Origin of the sequence: Salmonella sp. SAL04157 (assembly GCF_046551635.1) — a bacterium.
Taxonomy (GTDB): domain Bacteria; phylum Pseudomonadota; class Gammaproteobacteria; order Enterobacterales; family Enterobacteriaceae; genus Salmonella; species Salmonella enterica.
In genome coordinates, this window is sequence record NZ_JBGDVS010000011.1 from 31716 (window position 1) to 49349 (window position 17634).

The 17634-nt window shown below is 52.0% G+C and carries 19 protein-coding genes and 1 pseudogene; 8 read left to right on the top strand and 12 right to left on the bottom strand.

What is annotated here, in order from left to right; all coding sequences use genetic code 11:
- Positions 1 to 5 precede the first annotated feature (5 nt).
- The 6 genes from potG to ACLJRE_RS19315 all read right to left on the bottom strand — a co-directional run bounded on the left by potG (position 6) and on the right by ACLJRE_RS19315 (position 5216).
- The gene (gene potG / locus ACLJRE_RS19290; protein ID WP_001000698.1) at positions 6 to 1139 is read right to left on the bottom strand and encodes a putrescine ABC transporter ATP-binding subunit PotG; all 1134 of its coding nucleotides are present in this window, start codon (positions 1137 to 1139) and stop codon (positions 6 to 8) included.
- A gap of 87 nt (positions 1140 to 1226) precedes the next feature.
- Positions 1227 to 2339, bottom strand: a complete 1113-nt coding sequence (gene potF / locus ACLJRE_RS19295) for a spermidine/putrescine ABC transporter substrate-binding protein PotF (protein WP_000125769.1) — start codon at positions 2337 to 2339, stop codon at positions 1227 to 1229.
- A 348-nt stretch (positions 2340 to 2687) separates the two neighbouring features.
- Positions 2688 to 3164, bottom strand: coding sequence for a YbjN domain-containing protein (locus ACLJRE_RS19300; protein WP_000624810.1), 477 nt, complete (start codon positions 3162 to 3164; stop codon positions 2688 to 2690).
- A gap of 95 nt (positions 3165 to 3259) precedes the next feature.
- Positions 3260 to 4162 carry a 30S ribosomal protein S6--L-glutamate ligase gene (gene rimK / locus ACLJRE_RS19305; protein WP_000684366.1) on the bottom strand — a complete coding sequence of 301 codons (903 nt, stop codon included), beginning with the start codon at positions 4160 to 4162 and terminating at the stop codon, positions 3260 to 3262.
- A 57-nt stretch (positions 4163 to 4219) separates the two neighbouring features.
- A complete protein-coding gene (gene nfsA, locus ACLJRE_RS19310; protein WP_000075300.1) occupies positions 4220 to 4942 on the bottom strand; it encodes a nitroreductase NfsA in 723 nt (240 codons plus the stop codon).
- Positions 4926 to 5216 (bottom strand): YbjC family protein, encoded by a 291-nt coding sequence (locus ACLJRE_RS19315; protein WP_001259137.1) that lies wholly within the window; start codon positions 5214 to 5216, stop codon positions 4926 to 4928. The genes nfsA and ACLJRE_RS19315 overlap by 17 nt, the downstream gene beginning before the upstream one ends.
- A 169-nt stretch (positions 5217 to 5385) precedes the next feature.
- On the opposite strand from ACLJRE_RS19315, the gene ACLJRE_RS19320 reads away from it, so the two are divergent.
- Positions 5386 to 5649, top strand: a complete 264-nt coding sequence (locus ACLJRE_RS19320) for a GrxA family glutaredoxin (protein WP_000495513.1) — start codon at positions 5386 to 5388, stop codon at positions 5647 to 5649.
- Positions 5650 to 5680: 31 nt separating this feature from the next.
- Here ACLJRE_RS19320 and ACLJRE_RS19325 read toward each other — a convergent pair whose 3' ends face one another.
- Positions 5681 to 6058, bottom strand: a complete 378-nt coding sequence (locus ACLJRE_RS19325) for an inner membrane protein YbjM (RefSeq protein WP_000680850.1) — start codon at positions 6056 to 6058, stop codon at positions 5681 to 5683.
- 270 nt (positions 6059 to 6328) lie between these two features.
- Between ACLJRE_RS19325 and ACLJRE_RS19330 the strand changes: the two genes are divergently transcribed.
- A complete protein-coding gene (locus tag ACLJRE_RS19330) occupies positions 6329 to 8014 on the top strand; it encodes an aspartate:alanine antiporter (RefSeq protein ID WP_001024853.1) in 1686 nt (561 codons plus the stop codon).
- A gap of 116 nt (positions 8015 to 8130) precedes the next feature.
- On the opposite strand, the gene ACLJRE_RS19335 is transcribed toward ACLJRE_RS19330, so the two are convergent.
- Positions 8131 to 8751 carry a TetR/AcrR family transcriptional regulator gene (locus ACLJRE_RS19335; protein ID WP_023212631.1) on the bottom strand — a complete coding sequence of 207 codons (621 nt, stop codon included), beginning with the start codon at positions 8749 to 8751 and terminating at the stop codon, positions 8131 to 8133.
- Between the two features lie 167 nt (positions 8752 to 8918).
- Here ACLJRE_RS19335 and ACLJRE_RS19340 point away from each other — a divergent pair, with 167 nt between their 5' ends.
- Both ACLJRE_RS19340 and ACLJRE_RS19345 read left to right on the top strand, forming a co-directional pair.
- On the top strand, positions 8919 to 10130 hold the full coding sequence (locus tag ACLJRE_RS19340) for an MFS transporter (RefSeq protein ID WP_000217430.1): 1212 nt from the start codon (positions 8919 to 8921) through the stop codon (positions 10128 to 10130).
- Positions 10127 to 10942, top strand: coding sequence for a Cof-type HAD-IIB family hydrolase (locus ACLJRE_RS19345; RefSeq protein WP_000023542.1), 816 nt, complete (start codon positions 10127 to 10129; stop codon positions 10940 to 10942). The genes ACLJRE_RS19340 and ACLJRE_RS19345 overlap by 4 nt, the downstream gene beginning before the upstream one ends.
- Before the next feature lie 53 nt (positions 10943 to 10995).
- Here ACLJRE_RS19345 and ACLJRE_RS19350 read toward each other — a convergent pair whose 3' ends face one another.
- Positions 10996 to 12228 (bottom strand): MFS transporter, encoded by a 1233-nt coding sequence (locus ACLJRE_RS19350; protein WP_001181284.1) that lies wholly within the window; start codon positions 12226 to 12228, stop codon positions 10996 to 10998.
- 312 nt (positions 12229 to 12540) lie between these two features.
- Between ACLJRE_RS19350 and ybjG the strand changes: the two genes are divergently transcribed.
- Positions 12541 to 13149 carry an undecaprenyl-diphosphate phosphatase gene (ybjG, locus tag ACLJRE_RS19355; RefSeq protein ID WP_001531378.1) on the top strand — a complete coding sequence of 203 codons (609 nt, stop codon included), beginning with the start codon at positions 12541 to 12543 and terminating at the stop codon, positions 13147 to 13149.
- A gap of 71 nt (positions 13150 to 13220) precedes the next feature.
- Positions 13221 to 13979, top strand: coding sequence for a DNA-binding transcriptional repressor DeoR (gene deoR, locus ACLJRE_RS19360; protein WP_000450106.1), 759 nt, complete (start codon positions 13221 to 13223; stop codon positions 13977 to 13979).
- Positions 13980 to 14023: 44 nt separating this feature from the next.
- Here deoR and dacC read toward each other — a convergent pair whose 3' ends face one another.
- Positions 14024 to 15226 carry a serine-type D-Ala-D-Ala carboxypeptidase gene (gene dacC / locus ACLJRE_RS19365; protein ID WP_000195712.1) on the bottom strand — a complete coding sequence of 401 codons (1203 nt, stop codon included), beginning with the start codon at positions 15224 to 15226 and terminating at the stop codon, positions 14024 to 14026.
- A 243-nt stretch (positions 15227 to 15469) separates the two neighbouring features.
- On the opposite strand from dacC, the gene ACLJRE_RS19370 reads away from it, so the two are divergent.
- Entirely contained in the window at positions 15470 to 16096 is a 627-nt protein-coding gene (locus ACLJRE_RS19370; protein WP_000631907.1) for a glutathione S-transferase family protein, read from the top strand.
- Here the strand turns inward: ACLJRE_RS19370 and ACLJRE_RS19375 are convergent.
- Both ACLJRE_RS19375 and ACLJRE_RS19380 read right to left on the bottom strand, forming a co-directional pair.
- Entirely contained in the window at positions 16093 to 16632 is a 540-nt protein-coding gene (locus tag ACLJRE_RS19375; protein ID WP_176209279.1) for a PQQ-dependent sugar dehydrogenase, read from the bottom strand. The genes ACLJRE_RS19370 and ACLJRE_RS19375 overlap by 4 nt on opposite strands.
- Positions 16633 to 16692: 60 nt before the next feature.
- Positions 16693 to 16788, bottom strand: a pseudogene (locus ACLJRE_RS19380) (IS1 family transposase); the annotation flags it as partial.
- A 343-nt stretch (positions 16789 to 17131) separates the two neighbouring features.
- On the opposite strand from ACLJRE_RS19380, the gene ACLJRE_RS19385 reads away from it, so the two are divergent.
- On the top strand, positions 17132 to 17557 hold the full coding sequence (locus ACLJRE_RS19385) for a GntP family permease (RefSeq protein WP_000287110.1): 426 nt from the start codon (positions 17132 to 17134) through the stop codon (positions 17555 to 17557).
- The last annotated feature ends 77 nt before the right edge of the window (positions 17558 to 17634 follow it).

A 17634-nucleotide genomic window follows, 5' to 3' on the forward strand; every position in this document is an offset into this window, starting at 1 on the left:
CCCCCTTATACCGTCAGGACCACGCAGCTATCCGCTTCCCAGCACAAACGCACTTCATCGCCCCAGGTCGGTAACCCTTTCCGGTAACGGTGCGCATTCTGCAGTTGAGCGCTGATCATCTGCCCGCTTTTTAGCCGCACATGATAAATAGACAGATCGCCGAGATACGCAATATGCGCCACTTCGCCGACGGCGAAATTATAGCCATCGGCAGGCGGCGACTCACACAGCATGATTTTTTCCGGACGTAGCGCCACATATACCGGCACATTATCAACGACAGAGGCATCTGCATCGACTTTTAACGGATGAACCAAACCGGGCGCGTCAATGACCAGACCGTCCTCTTCACGCGCTTTCAGTAAGCCCTCAAAAACATTTACCGATCCGATAAATTCGGCGCTGTAGCGGGTCGTCGGATGCTCGTAAATCTCCTCCGGTTCGCCAATTTGCACAAATTTTCCACGGTTCATGATGGCAATGCGCCCCGCCATCGTCATCGCTTCTTCCTGATCGTGCGTCACCATGACGCAGGTCACGCCGACGCGCTCAAGGATATCCACCACTTCAAGCTGCATCCGGTCGCGTAATTTTTTATCCAGCGCGCCCATCGGTTCATCCAACAAGAGCAGCTTAGGACGTTTCGCCAGACTGCGCGCCAGGGCCACGCGCTGACGCTGACCGCCGGAAAGCTGATGCGGCTTACGTTTCGCAAACTCCTGCATGTGCACCAGACCCAGCATTTCATTGACGCGGCTGGTAATCTCCGCCTTCGGCAGTTTGTCCTGCTTCAGACCAAAAGCGATGTTCTGCTCTACCGTCATATGCGGAAACAACGCATAGGACTGAAACATCATATTAATCGGACGCTGATACGGCGGAACATGCGCCAGATCGACGCCGTCGAGCATAATTTGCCCGCTGCTCGGTGGTTCAAAACCTGCCAGCATCCGTAGCAGAGTCGATTTTCCACAACCTGACGCGCCCAGCAGGGCAAAAATCTCGCCTTTATAGATAGTCAGACTGACATCATCGACAGCATGTTGCCCGTCGAATGACTTCGTCAGGTTGCGAATTTCCAGAAGCGGCGTCAGCGCTTTACGGGTTTTCACCTGCGGGCGGTGGGGGACATCATTCACAAGGCGCTCTCCGGCATAACACAATCAAACGATACAAACGGTGGAATGCCCGATAGCGCACGCTTATCAGGCCATACCGTTAATCAATTACTTACCGCTTTTCACCTTCGTCCATGCGCGGGTGCGGACACGATCAATCTTCGGCTCCTGCACTTTCAGGGTAAACAACTTGGCCCGCACATCCGCCGGCGGATAAATTCCCGGGTTATCGCGCACCTGCTGGCTGACCAGCGCCGTCGCCTCTTTATTCGCATTGGCGTAGAAAACGTGATCGGAAATATGGGCAATCACATCAGGGCGCAACAGATAATTAAGGAACTGGTAGGCCTCGTCTTTATTTTTGGCGTCAGCCGGCATGGCAAACACATCAAAAAATGCCATTGCCCCCTCTTTGGGGATCGAGAAAGAGATATTGACGCCATTTTTCGCCTCTTTCGCCCGGTTAGCGGCCTGCCAGACATCGCCCGCCCAGCCGATGGCCACACAGGTATCGCCATTAGCCAGATCGTTAATGTATTGCGAGGAGTGGAAATAGCGAATGTTTGGCCGTAGCTTCAACAACAGATCGGTTGCCGGGCCGGTGTAGTCATCCGCTTTGCTGCTATTCGGATCTTTACCCAGATAGTTCAGCACGGTGGCAAAAATTTCTTCAGGCGCATCAAGGAAAGAGACGCCGCAGCTTTTTAGCTTCTCCAGATTTTCTGGCTTGAGGACTAAATCCCAGCTATTCACTGGCGCATCATCCCCCAGCACCGCTTTCACTTTATCAACGTTATAGCCAATGCCCGTCGTGGCCCACATGTAGGGCATGGCGTATTTGTTGTCAGGATCGTGCTTCGCTACCAGTTTCAGCAGTTCAGGATCGAGGTTTTTCCAGCCGGGAAGTTTGCTTTTATCCAGCGGCTGAAAAACGCCCGCGGTGAGCTGGCGCTCAAGAAAACTGGCCGATGGCACCACCAGATCGAACCCGGTGCTGCCTGCCATTAACTTGCCTTCCAGCACTTCGTTAGAGTCAAAGACATCATAGATAACGTTAATCCCGGTCTCTTTTTCAAAGTTCGCCACCGTGTCCGGCGCGATATAATCTGACCAGTTATAAATGTGCAGCGTTTTTTGTTCGGCAGCGAGCGTGCCGACAGAGACGACCATCAAAGCACCCGCAACCAGACCCGATAGCCATTTTTTCTTTAAGGCGGTCATCATCGCTTTCCTTCTGAAATCCGTTAACAAATGAACCCATTAGGCGTGGTTTAAAACATGCCTGAAATGTGCATACCTTTTCATTTGATACAAATAAAGAAGAGAGGTCGCCCTCCCTGCCATCAAGCTCGCTATAGAAGCTTCGCAAGAATAACTTTAGCTAAGGTTTGAGGCTATAGCCCAGATTAAAAAACGCCTTTTATCAATTTTTTATGCAGGTTTTGTCTATGTGATAAAGCGAAATGGTCAGAAATGAGGTGAATAATTCTTTAAATAAAGGTTAACTGCAGCATAAAAAAACGTAAACAGCAGCCGCGCTGGCAGCGACTGCCTGATTATCGGGAGGGATCAGTGAAGAAAATGGTCAACCGCGCTGGTTTTTTGCGCGTCTTCTTCCGCGTTAAACAGAAGCTGATGCGCCCCGGCCTCAAGGATCACCATAGAAATCTGCTCTTCACTTTGGCGAACAAACCATTCGAACTGTTCGTAGGTGACGCCTTGCATAACGGATAAAGACTGGCACACAACCAGTTTTGGCAGATTATCATCCTGCATATCGAGAAAGGCTTTTACCGTCAACGAACTGGCGTTGATAGCAGAGAGATCGGCCGCCAGCGGCAGCAACGCGGAAGGCCTGACCTCCGCCATCGCGGAAAAAAGAATGGTGTTGTCCACCAAATCGATTTTAGCATCGTAGACGCCGTCAAAATTCTGCATATGCGGCAAATGCAGCGCCTGGCAGGTATCACATTCGAAGAAATTCATGCCCAGGTCGTCGAGCCATTGACGCAACGTATCCAGAGTGGGAACGACCAGTGATATCATAATAATGTGCTACCTCTTACGATGACGATGAAAAATTACCGGCACAGCTTACGCAAAAAGCGTGCTTCGTACTACGGCGGAATCCACGATTGCGATTAGCCGCCGATTTTAAGGCAAAATTCAGGCGTAGCGTGACGTTCTATCCACTGAATCATTCGCCCCGCGATATCCACGCCCGTAGTCTTTTCGATACCTTCCAGTCCCGGCGAGGCATTCACCTCCATCACCAGCGGCCCGCGCGCGGCGCGTAAAATATCGACACCCGCCACATCCAGCCCCAGCGTCTGTGCGGCTTTGATGGCGATATCCCGTTCACGGGGCGTGATCGTCGCGATGCTGGCCACCCCGCCGCGATGAAGATTGGAGCGAAAATCACCGGCTTTCGCGCACCGCTCAATCGCCGCCACAACCTCATTGCCGACGACCAGACAACGAATATCGCATCCTTTAGCTTCGGCAATGTATTCCTGAACCAAAATATGGGCATTCAGCCCCCGAAACGCATCAATAACGCTTTCAGCAGCCTGACGCGTCTCCGCCAATACCACGCCGATCCCTTGCGTGCCTTCTACCAGCTTCACGACCAGCGGCGCCCCGCCAACCATCTTAATAAGATCGCTGGTGTCATCCGGAGAATGGGCGATCCCGGTAATGGGAAGATCGATCCCCTGGCGCGCCAGAAGTTGTAGCGATCGCAGCTTATCGCGCGCGCGGGTAATGGCGACGGATTCATTCAGCGGATAGCTACCCAGTAGCTCAAACTGACGTAGCGCAGCGGTACCATAAAAGGTAATGGCCGAACCAATACGGGGAATAACGGCGTCATAATGGGGCAGACGACGCCCCTTGTAATGGATCGACGACGCAGCCGGATTAATATTCATATAGCAGGAAAGAGGATCGAGTATCTCGACCAGATGGCCGCGCCGCATCGCCGCTTCGCGCAGACGTTTGCAAGAATAGAGCGTTCCATCCCTGGACAATATGGCAATTTTCACCCTGCACCTCGCTGAAAACCCTGAAAAGCCCGCGTATCATACACTGGCCCGCAGGTTTTAGCGCGTCGCCCAGCCCTGTTTATGCAAATATTCAAGGATAAATGGGCGATTTTCTTTAATCAGGGTGCGACGGATATGATCGCTCCAGGTATCGCGTCGCGTATTACTGCCTCGGGTCAGATAATACTCAGCCAACTGCTCGTCATAGCGCGCCAGCAGCTTTTCATCAAGCGGTTGATACTGGTTCTCATGAACCACAAGCTCTGCAGGCAGGCGCGGTTTCAGATCCGGATTATCCGCAGGCCATCCCAAACACAGGCCAAAGAGCGGCAATACATGCTTCGGCAATTTTAACAGTTCGGTAACAGATTCAATATTGTTACGAATGCCGCCGATATACACGCCGCCTAACCCCAGTGATTCCGCCGCCGTCAGCGCATTTTGCCCCATCATCGCCGTATCGACGACACCGAGCAGCAGTTGTTCGGCAAGCCCCAACTGCGCGTCAGGGCAGATCTGCAAATGACGATTAAAATCGGCGCAAAATACCCAGAACTCAGCGGCCTGCGCCACATGCTTTTGCCCGCCCGTCAGGGGCACTAACGCCTCGCGCAGCGCCCGATCGGTAATACGGATAATAGAGCTGCACTGTAAAAAACTGGAACTGGACGTGCTGCGCGCGGCGGCAATAATGGCCTCTCGCTGCGCGTCAGTCACGGGTTCATCGGTGAAATGGCGAATAGAACGATGGCCACAAAGAAGTTCAATGGTCGGACTCATTATGCTTTTCTCTATCTGAACGGGAAGAAATGTCGGGTGGACGTTTCATCAACTGCGGCGCCAGTAACTGCGCAATACGCCACATCATCGCCACCGCGGCGGGGAGGATCAACACGACGCCCAGGAAAACCATCAATACGCCAGCCAGCGGCGTATTGAACGGCGCGGGCAGCGTAAGGTAATGATTAAGCGATAGCAGAGCAAGCGCCAGCAAAATCATACCGAGGTATTCCAGTATCAGTACGCTTTTGGGTAACACGCCAATCGTGCGCATATCAAGCCTCCCGGTAAACTGACGCACAGTGTAGAACGTTCTGGTCCGGCGTGCTTAACAGATATAGCCCTGGGTTATCAAAGGAACAGGCGTAACCTGCTTTTCATCTGCCGTAAATCGCGGCATGATAACACCTGTTCGCCGTCTGGCTTTATGTTCGAGGAGAGATATGTTTACTGTTATTTTTGGCCGCCCAGGGTGCCCTTATTGCGTGCGTGCAAAAGAGTTGGCGGAAAAACTGAGCAAAGAACGCGACGATTTCAACTACCGCTATATTGATATCCATGCCGAAGGCATTACTAAAGCGGATTTGGAAAAAACCGTAGGTAAACCTGTAGAAACCGTACCGCAGATTTTTGTCGATCAAAAACATATCGGCGGCTGTACAGATTTTGAAGCATGGGCAAAAGAAAATCTGAATCTTTTCGCCTGATTGCTCTGGCAACGCCCTCTACCGGAGGGCGCTACCGGCGTTTTTTTCGCCGGTGGCTAAACAGGCTGCTAATAAACAAATAACAGAGCGCGCCTAACGCACACCAGAATACGGCGCTAAATAACCACGCCAGTTCTTGCCAAAACGATCGGGTAGGCATAAATACCACGCGCATTAACACCAGGCAAAACGGCGCCGCCAGCATCGCCCCGATCAGCGGTCGGATCACCTCGCGTCGGTGAGAACAAAAACTGGCCACCGCACCAGGCAACGTAAAAAATAACAGTCCAATCTCAGGATGCCCTGCCGCGCGAAAAGCGCCTTGTACATGCATAGTTAATGAAAGACACACCACAATAAAGAGTACAAAGCAGCAGACAACGCTTGCCCACCCGTGTTTATGTTTCAATCGTTCCTCCTGACACTCTCTATCGAACACGCTTTCCGCCGTGAGGCATCCAGTCAGATAAAGTCATGTGGCATTCCATGCCAAAAACACACCTGCACGATTCTTATAGCCGTTAGTACGCAATAAGATTAAACTAGCAGGATATATTGTTGTGTTGTTTTTATTTGGATGCTGTATGCAATACGATTGCACCCTTAATTCATGATAAAAACAGTAGCGTAAATTACCATTTCTTTCAACAGCTTACTCGTAAACAAGAAGTTAGTCTCCGTGAATATAAACGTCGCAGATTTGTTAAATGGGAATTACATCCTGTTATTATTTGTGGTCCTGGCTCTTGGCCTGTGTCTTGGCAAGTTACGTCTGGGTTCAGTCCAACTTGGTAATTCCATTGGCGTTTTAGTGGTCTCTCTATTATTAGGGCAGCAACACTTCAGTATTAACACCGACGCGCTAAATCTGGGATTTATGCTGTTTATTTTTTGTGTCGGCGTCGAGGCTGGCCCCAACTTTTTTTCGATTTTTTTTCGCGACGGTAAAAATTATCTGATGCTTGCCCTGGTCATGGTCGGTAGCGCTCTGCTAATCGCCTTAGGCCTTGGTAAGCTATTCGGCTGGGATATCGGCCTGACGGCCGGTATGCTGGCCGGCTCAATGACATCCACGCCCGTGCTGGTTGGCGCAGGCGATACCCTGCGACATTCCGGCATCGCCAGCACCCAACTCTCCTCCGCTCTTGATAATCTGAGCCTGGGCTATGCCCTGACCTATCTGATTGGCTTGGTCAGTCTGATCGTGGGCGCGCGCTACTTGCCTAAACTACAGCATCAGGATTTGCAAACCAGCGCCCAGCAAATTGCTCGCGAGCGCGGTCTGGATACCGATGCTAATCGCAAGGTTTATTTGCCGGTTATCCGCGCCTATCGGGTTGGCCCGGAGCTGGTGGCCTGGACTGACGGCAAAAACCTGCGCGAGCTGGGTATTTACCGTCAGACAGGCTGCTATATCGAACGTATTCGCCGTAACGGTATTCTGGCGAACCCGGATGGCGATGCGGTGCTGCAAATGGGCGATGAGATTGCGCTGGTCGGCTATCCGGACGCGCACGCCAGGCTCGATCCCAGCTTCCGTAATGGTAAGGAAGTGTTTGATCGCGATCTGCTTGATATGCGCATCGTGACGGAAGAAATTGTGGTGAAAAACCACAATGCGGTCGGTCGCCGCCTCGCTCAGCTCAAGCTGACCGATCATGGCTGCTTCCTTAACCGCGTCATCCGCAGCCAGATCGAAATGCCTATCGACGATAACGTCGTGCTGAATAAAGGCGACGTGTTACAGGTGAGCGGCGACGCCAGACGCGTAAAAACCATCGCCGATCGCATTGGTTTTATTTCGATCCATAGCCAGGTGACGGACCTGCTCGCCTTCTGCGCTTTTTTTATCATCGGGTTAATGATCGGGATGATTACCTTCCAGTTCAGCAATTTTAGTTTCGGCATCGGCAACGCGGCCGGATTGCTGTTCGCCGGGATCATGCTCGGTTTCCTGCGCGCTAACCATCCTACCTTTGGTTATATTCCGCAGGGCGCGCTTAACATGGTGAAAGAATTCGGCTTGATGGTATTTATGGCAGGCGTTGGTTTAAGCGCCGGCAGCGGTATCAGCAACGGTCTGGGCGCGGTCGGCGGACAAATGCTGATCGCCGGGCTTGTCGTCAGCCTGGTACCGGTGGTGATCTGCTTCTTGTTTGGCGCTTATGTGCTGCGCATGAACCGGGCGCTGCTGTTTGGCGCCATGATGGGCGCGCGTACCTGCGCCCCGGCGATGGAAATCATTAGCGATACGGCGCGCAGCAATATTCCAGCGCTGGGTTATGCGGGGACTTACGCCATCGCCAACGTTCTGCTAACGCTGGCGGGGACGCTTATTGTCATCATCTGGCCGGGGTTAGGATAAAACTGAAGTTTGCCTTTAAGTGAAAAAATTTTGCCAATAGGTCGAACTTTTCGTTAAAGCATCAGTCATACCTATTGCCACTGCTTTTCTTTGATGTCCCCATTTTGTGGAGCCCATCAACCCCGCCATTTCGGTTCAAGGTTGGTGGGTTTTTTGTTGCCCGACGCAGAGTGACACGACATTGACTCTCCGGCGATTCGCTTTATCATCTGTAAAATCGCTTCACGCGCCAGCGGCGTTCGATCCGTTACAAAATGCAGCGTCATCCCCTCGATAAACGCATCCAGTGCGCGGGCGGTCTGCGCGTCAAACCACTGCGCCAGCGTATTCTGGCTACGCTGCATCCAGTTTTGCATGACTATTTTTAACGCTGGCTTATCGCTGGCATAGGCATATAACTGATACATTAACGCCATATTATCCGGCGTCGTAACCTGCGAGCCGTAAATCATTTCCGTTATCGCCTGGCACGCCCCCTCCGCATCCGTCACCTGCGCAAAAAAGTCCTGGTATTGACGCGACATGTTCTCGGTGAAAAGTGTAAAAGCTTCACTCAATAACGCATCCATACCGGCAAAATAGTAGGTCATCGAGCCAAGCGGCACCTGAGCAATAGCGGCGATTTTCCGGTGCGTCACGGCATGAACGCCATAGGTCTTTACCGCTTCCAGTGTGGCCTGAATTATTTTTTCCCGTCGCTTAGGATCATTGGCGCGTCTTACGGCATTTTCTTTCATGATGAGTTCCACATCTCATTCAGGATGCAGGCTATAGTAACCTGCCGCTTACGCTGAAAAAATAGACAGTAAAAACTGTCTGCACAACGAAGTATGACGACGATATGTACAAATGTACACAAGCTTGCTAATGTTTACCTCTCGCTTCTATTTTCTGGCCTGACGCTATGACCGTCCTCTCCTCACGTAACGCCTTAAAACGCCGTACCTGGGCGCTGTTTATGTTCTTCTTTTTACCCGGACTGCTGATGGCCTCCTGGGCAACCCGAACGCCTGCTATTCGGGATATTCTTTCCGTCTCTACCGCGGAAATGGGGGCGGTCTTATTCGGGCTTTCTATCGGTTCAATGAGCGGTATTCTTTGTTCCGCCTGGCTGGTGAAACGATTTGGCACCCGAAAGGTTATTCGCACAACGATGACCTGCGCAGTAACCGGGATGGTTATTCTTAGCGTCGCGCTGTGGTGCGCCTCGCCGCTGATTTTTGCCCTTGGATTAGCCGTTTTCGGCGCCAGTTTTGGCGCCGCCGAAGTGGCGATTAATGTCGAAGGCGCGGCGGTCGAACGCGAGCTGAATAAAACCGTTCTGCCGATGATGCATGGTTTCTACAGTTTCGGCACGCTGGCGGGCGCTGGTGTCGGCATGGCGTTAACCGCATTAAGCGTCCCGGCTAACATCCATATCATCCTCGCGGCTGCCGTGGCGATCGCGCCCATTTTTATCGCCATTCGGGCGATCCCTGACGGTACGGGTAAAAACGCATCGGAAGATGCTCACCTTCAGGAAAAAGGATTACCTTTTTATCGGGACATCCAGCTTTTGCTTATTGGCGTGGTGGTGCTGGCAATGGCATTCGCCGAAGGCTCTGCGAATGACTGGCTGCCGCTACTGATGGTAGACGGACACGGTTTTAGCCCAACCTCCGGCTCTCTGATCTACGCCGGTTTCACGCTAGGTATGACCGTTGGCCGCTTTACCGGCGGCTGGTTTATTGACCGCTATAGCCGGGTGACGGTTGTTCGCGCCAGCGCGTTGATGGGAGCGCTGGGCATTGGTCTGATTATTTTTGTCGATAGCGACTGGGTTGCCGGCGTCTCGGTCATTCTTTGGGGCTTAGGCGCTTCGCTCGGCTTCCCGCTGACCATTTCCGCCGCCAGCGATACCGGTCCCGACGCGCCGACGCGCGTGAGCGTTGTCGCCACGACCGGCTATCTGGCGTTTTTGGTCGGGCCGCCGCTGTTGGGCTATCTGGGAGAGCACTATGGATTACGCAGCGCCATGATGGTTGTGCTGGCGCTGGTTATTCTGGCGGCGCTGGTGGCGAAGGCCGTCGCCAAACCTGTATCGACTCCGCAACCGGTGATGGAGCATAACGCATGAGTATCAAATTAATCGCCGTCGACATGGACGGCACTTTTCTGAGCGATCAAAAAACCTATAACCGTGACCGGTTTATGGCGCAGTACCAACACATGAAGCGGCAAGGCATTCGCTTTGTCGTGGCCAGCGGCAACCAGTATTACCAGTTAATCTCCTTCTTTCCGGAAATTGCGCACGAAATCGCTTTTGTCGCGGAAAACGGCGGCTGGGTGGTCAGCGAAGGAGAGGATATTTTTAACGGCGAGCTGACAAAAGCCGACTTCCAGACGGTTGTCGAACACCTGCTCACACGCGCCGATGTGGAGATTATCGCCTGTGGAAAAAACAGCGCCTACACGCTGAAACGGTATAACGATGCGTTAAAAGCCGTTGCGGCAATGTATTATCATCGTCTGGAGTTTGTGGATAATTTTAATAATATCAACGATGTCTTTTTCAAATTCGGCCTTAATATTACCGATGAACGGATACCGGAAGTACAGGCGGCGCTGCACGACGCCATTGGCGATATCATGGTCCCTGTTCATACCGGCTATGGCAGTATTGATTTAATAATTCCCGGCGTGCATAAAGCCAACGGCCTGCGTCTGTTACAGCAGCGCTGGGGCATTCATGATAGTGAAGTGGTGGTATTCGGCGACGGCGGCAACGATATTGAGATGCTGCGTCAGGCCGGGTTTAGTTTTGCCATGTCGCACGCCAGCGAAGCGGTCGCGGCGGCGGCGAAATACCGCGCCGGATCGAACAACCAGGAAGGCGTGCTGGATATTATCGACAGCGTATTAAACAACGAGCCGCCGTTCAACGTCTAGCGGATGCCTCTCTATGCCTGATAACAGAAAGCTTATCAGGCGTAGCCGCTCTCTCAGACTGTTTGCAAATTCCCCGTCCGCTTATCTTTTAAGAAGACCAGCATCAGCAGTAGCCAAAGAATACCGTTTGCCAGATTAAACAGGCTAAATAGCCCATTGCCGCCGCTTAACCAGGCGTGTTTACTTACTTCAATGCCAACGGTAAAAATCAGCATTTGTAGCATTCCCATCGCCGCCGAGACCGTTCCTTTACTCATATCGCTGGAGAAGAGCGTCAGACGCACCAGTCCGGCATTCGCCAGCCCAATGCCAAAAGCGTATACGCTTAATCCCGCCGTCATCCATAAATAAGCATGGGATGAAACCACCGTCGCCGCCGCGGCGATGATCAGCCCCGCGACGATAGGCCAGCCGCCCATCACGATCAGCGAGCGAACCGTACGTCGGGAGGTTAAACGCGCCAACACCAGATTACCGGCAATGAGCGCGCCAAAAACGGGCACCTGTAGCAGACCATATTCATAGCTGCTGAGCTGTTCGCCGCTAATGATGATAATCGGCGACTGCGCAATCCAGGCCAACAGCGGCAGGCTGACAAATCCCAGCGCTAACGCCCCTGCGACGAACCGCCGGTTTTTTATCACCAGCCGATAATCCCGGCCCAGCGCCTTAAATGACAACGTTTCGCCCCGCCGCGTGGCGGTCTCCGGCATTGCGCGCTGTAGCCCGAAAAAGGCGATAGCGGCCAGTGCGGCAAATAAAATAAACATCCCCTCCCACGGCAGAACATGCACCCATGCCGCCCCAACCAGTGGTCCCAGTAGCGGCGCGATTAACGCCACGTTCGCCATCAGCGCGGTAATTTTTATACACACCGCTTCCTCAAAGGATTCCTGAATCGCGGCATACCCTACAGCGCCGATAAAACACAGGCTAATCCCTTGCAAAAAACGCAGGAAGGTAAATTGTTCGATGTTTTTCGCCAGTAACGTCGCCAGGCAGGTGACAATAAACCACACAACGCCCGCCAGCATCACAGGACGACGGCCAATCCGGTCAGACAACGGGCCAAGCAGCCACTGTAAGAACATACCGCCCGCCAGATAAGCGGTCATGGACGTCGGAACCCAGTCCAGGCCCGCCTGATACTGCTCAACCACCGCCAGCATACCCGGCTGGATCATGTCGTTGCCAATATAAGTAGAAAATTCGTACAGCACCAGACAGAGAGGAAAAAGCAACGCCTGACGTCCCAGCCTGCCGCCTGATTGTAAACGATTCTGCATACCATCTCTTCGCCAATAAAAACCGCGCAGAGTGTAATGAAAGTCGGGGAACTGAGATAGCGAATTATGAGGCTGCAAGGGAAATAGCGCACATTTTTACAGAAAGCCGCTTAGCGCTTGCGTACTTTAAGGTTAATTTAAGTTTGCGCCGTTATCATCAACGTTATTTTATGCCATTGTCTTAAATCTCTTCATGTTGCCGCCAAATAAGACAATACTGCTTTTCCTCTCTGTTACGCTGCATTTATGCTCAGTTTGCACGGGGATGAGCTGGCTATCCCTTTTGATTTCATTGCTCCGAGCCTGGATGTTATGCTGGAAAACCTTAACAACTCGCTGTTTTATTTTATTAACGCCACGCCTGATTCCGCGCAGTGGACAATTTCGCTCGCTATCTTTATCGCCAAAGATGTCATCAACATCGTCCCGCTCTTAGCCGTTGTACTCTGGCTGTGGGGGCCCCGCGATCGGGTCTGCGCCCAGCGCCAGCTGATCGTTAAAATCGGCATCGCGCTGATTATCAGTCTGGCGGTCTCCTGGACAATGGGACACCTTTTCCCGCACGACCGTCCATTTGTCGATCATATCGGCTATAACTTCCTGCATCATGCCGCCGATGACTCGTTCCCCAGCGATCACGGTACGGTGATTTTTACCTTTGCGCTGGCGTTTTTGTTCTGGCACCGCCTCTGGTCAGGCATCGTGATGATGGCGATAGCCATTACCATCGCCTGGTCGCGCGTCTATCTCGGCGTACACTGGCCGTTAGATATGATTGGCGCGCTGCTGGTAGCGATGCTTGGCTGCCTGAGCGCACAGCTGATCTGGCAATGGTACGGCGCGCCGCTCTACCAGGCGCTGCAACGTTGTTACCGTTTCTGTTTCGCGTTGCCCATTCGAAAAGGCTGGGTACGTGACTAAACAGCGAAAAAAAGAGTAATATTAAGCGCTCTGTATGGTGCGGAGCGCTTATTTAACTCTCCAGGGGAACTATGGAAACGCGACGCGACGAGCGTATTGGTCAATTGCTGCAGGCCTTAAAACGCAGCGATAAACTTCACCTTAAAGAAGCCGCGACCCTGTTGGGCGTCTCTGAAATGACCATTCGTCGCGACCTGAACCATAAAAGCGCGCCTGTCGTATTGCTGGGCGGCTATATCGTACTGGAGCCCCGCAGCGCCAGTCATTATCTGTTAAGCGATCAAAAATCTCGTCTGGTGGAAGAAAAACGCCGAGCCGCTCAGTTGGCTGCGGGCCTGGTACAAGCGCATCAGACGGTATTTATTGACTGTGGCACCACCACGCCGTGGATCATCGAAGCCATTGATAATGACCTTCCCTTTACGGCGGTGTGCTATTCACTTAATACCTTTCTGGCGCTGCAGGACAAACCCCATTGCCGCGCCATCCTCAGCGGCGGGGAGTTTCACGCCAGCAACGCCATTTTCAAACCGCTTGATTTCCATGAAACGTTAAACAATATTTGTCCGGATATCGCGTTTTATTCCGCCGCCGGCGTTCATACCAGTAAAGGCGCTACCTGCTTTAATCTGGAAGAGCTGCCGGTAAAACATTGGGCCATGACAATGGCACAGAGCCATGTACTGGTGGTGGATCACAGTAAATTCGGCAAGGTACGTCCGGCGCGGATGGGGGAATTATCACGCTTTGATACGATTATCAGCGACCGCCGTCCCGATGAGGCCTTTGTGGCCTACGCTAAAGCGCAACAAATTACTCTGATGTATTAACTGCCCGTTGCCGGATGCGACGCGCACCCGGCAACGGAGTTATTTTACGAGAACCAACTGCCAAACCACTGATGGAGTTTCATCAGCACAAAATCCCACATCCGGCTGAAAAATCCCCCCTCCTCGACGTTTTCCATCACCATTAACGGGCGTTGCTCAATGGATTTTCCGTTAAGCTGGAAATCGATGGTGCCGACAACCTGCCCTTTCTTCAACGGCGCCGTGAGCTGTGGTTCGTTCAACGTAAAGCTGGCCTTCAGGTTTTTAAGCTGCCCACGCGGAATCGTCACAGACCCCGCATCGCCCGCCCCCAAATTGACCTCACGCTTATCGCCAAACCAGACCCGTTGCGTCACGAATGTCGCGTCAGGTTTAATCGGCGTGACCGTTTCAAAGAAGCGGAAACCCCAGGTCAGCAGTTTTTCTGACTCATTAAAACGAATACGGTCCGTTTTCGCCCCCAGCACGACAGAGATCAGGCGCATATCGCCCTGGGTGGCGGAGGCGACAAGGTTATATCCAGCCCCTGCCGTTGTCCCCGTTTTCATGCCGTCGACATGCAGATTGGTGCTCCACAACAGGCGGTTGCGGTTCGGTTGACGAATATTATTAAAAGTAAATTCTTTCTCTTTATGAATGGCGTATTCGTCAGGCACATCGTGAATCAAGGCCTTGCCGAGCAACGCCATATCGCGAGCGGTACTGAACTGCCCTGGCGCATCAAGACCGTGTACCGTCTGGAAGGTTGTATTGGTTAACCCCAGTCGTTTCGCATAGGCGTTCATCAGGCCGATAAAGGACTCCTGGCTTCCGGCGACGTAGTCGGCAAGCGCGATACAGGCATCATTACCTGACTGAATGATGATGCCTTTATTAAGATCCGCCACCGACACCTGATCGCCTGGCTTCAGAAACATCACCGACGACCCACGTAGCGCCGGGTTCCCCGTCGCCCAGGCATCTTTGCCCACCGTTACCATATCGGTCAACTTGATTTTCCCTGCCTTCAGCGCCTGGCCCACCACGTAGCTGGTCATAATTTTTGTCAAACTGGCAGGGTCAAGTTTCTCATCGGCGTTGCCTTCCGCCAGTACTTTACCGCTGGCGTAATCCATTAAGATCCAGGCTCGCGCATCAACGCCCGGCGGCGCGATCGTTTGTTCCTCTGCCTTTACAGGCGAAGCGAAAAGGAATAAGAGAACCGAACCTGCCGCGAGGCTACGAAGGGAAGAAGCGTATTGTGTCATAGTACCACCCGAGTATCCATTCCAAAAACACACGTCACACCACCGTGTAATAAGTGCGGTGAGTAATAACGCACTCACGACGTTAAAGAAACCGTAACTTGGTAAAGTTTTTAAAGTTTATGCAATAACATCCCGTTACGCTTCCTTCATAACGATTTTTTTACAGACCATTGTGTAAATGTTAGGTTTATCTCACGGTAGGCCGATTACTGTCATCATCCTGATAAAACAGAAGGGGTTAATATGATTACGCTGTGGGGCCGGAACAACTCGACTAATGTTAAAAAAGTGTTGTGGACGCTTGAAGAGCTGGAACTGCCATACGATCAAATTCTGGCAGGCGGAAAATTCGGCGTTAACCAGGATGCCGACTATCTGGCGATGAATCCTAATGGGCTGGTGCCGCTGCTTAAAGATGATGAAACCGACCTGTTATTGTGGGAATCCAATGCCATTGTCCGCTATCTGGCGGCGCAATACGGCCAGAACCGGCTATGGGTTGATAATCCGGCGCGGCGTGCGGAGGGCGAAAAATGGATGGACTGGGCGAATCAAACGTTAAGCCCGGCGCACCGCGTGATCCTGATGGGACTGGTCAGAACCCCGCCGGAAAAACGCGACCAGGCGGCAATTGAAGCCGGTATCGAAAAGTGTGATAGCCTGTTTGCGCTTCTTGATGATGCTCTGGCCCACCAGCCGTGGTTCTCCGGGGATAACTTTGGCACCGGTGATATCGCTATTGCGCCTTTCGTCTATAACCTGCTGAACGTGGGTCTGAAATGGACGCCGCGCCCGAATCTGGAACGCTGGTATCAACAGCTTACCGAGCGCCCTGCTTTTCGCAAAGTGGTGATGATCCCAGTCACCTAACGCGTAGCCGCGGCCTCAAGTGAAGGACTTACCTTGAGTAACTGCCCGTCGGACTCATCGGTTAACACATATAAGTAGCCGTCAGGTCCGACACGCACATCGTAGATACGTTGCTTTCTGTCACACAAAATACAGTCTTCTTCCGTCACCGTATTGCCATTAACGCGCATCACAATAACCTCTTTATCTTTTAGCGCGCCGATAAACAGTTTGTGCCGCCACGGCGCAAAAACGTCGCTGGCATAAAAAGCCATCCCGCTGATCGCCGGAGAATCCTTCCAGTAGTAAACCGGTTGCTCCGTTCCCTCGACAATTTCACCTTTGGCTTCCGGCACTTTCAGACCACTATAGTTGACGCCCCATGTGGCCAGCGGCCAGCCATAATTTTTGCCTTTTTCCGGAATGTTAATTTCATCGCCGCCGCGCGGACCGTGTTCATGCAGCCATAGCGCGCCGCTCCAGGGATTGATGGCCAGCCCCTGCGGATTACGAATACCGGCATTGTACATGGCAAGATCAACAACCTGCCCTTTCATGCCGGGCTGACAGGCGCGGTATTCATAGTCGACCTGAAAGCTGCGGCAACATGCCTGACAGCGGTAATGCTGGTGCCCTGCACTCCCCGGACCATACTTTTTAACGGATGCCGTTTGCGCGCAAAACGGGCATTTCACATCGACTTTAGCCATCATAAATCCTGCGATAAAAGTCGGTATTCGAAACGATAATCAACGATTGAATACATGATCGTTTTCTGGGGATTTCACTGCATGTCATGATGGTTTACTCCTGCGATGAATAAGAGAACGGCGTTTAACCGTAAAATCAACATGCAGCGGGTCGAGAATAAAGATTATTAACGGAGTGATACCGACTTGAATCCGCCGAGTACTTTTTAGAGTATGTTCCATTCTTCGCGCCGGAATCCCTGAGTAATAGCCTGTCTGATCTAAAATGGAGATCAGAAAAATATGACACAAGCTGTTGCATAACATGGATAAAATGGGTAGTCATGCAAGCGAGATAAGACAATGAATGTATTCATTACTGATGCTGGTCGCTTATCGTGGTTACAGTGTGATCCTTTTTGCTCCGCTGGTAGCACTTGGCGCAGTTCTGTTCACCCGTCCAGTGACGGTCGCCCCGGTTTTCAGTGATATATTTATGGATAAGTTGATCGGTTTTGTAAAACTTTATTTTCCTGTCTTTCTGCTGGGTGCAGTATTTGGCAAGCTGATTGAATTTGCTGGTTTTTACTACTCAATTGTCAGTGCTGTGACCTGTATGGTGGGCCAGAACAAAGCCATGCCGATGATTATTCTTGTATGCGCTTTATTGACCTATGGAGGCGTATCATTGTTTGTGGTGGCGTTTGCCAATCTGTTCTTTACTTGGCTGATTCCACATATTTACGGTGATCAGTTTATGATAAATCTGCCGGGGCTGAAAAAACCGCTGTAAACGGGTTAACCTGATGACCACGGGGAGCAGGTATTAGCATCTACGTTACAACGGTTCCGACAATATGTCTGACCTGA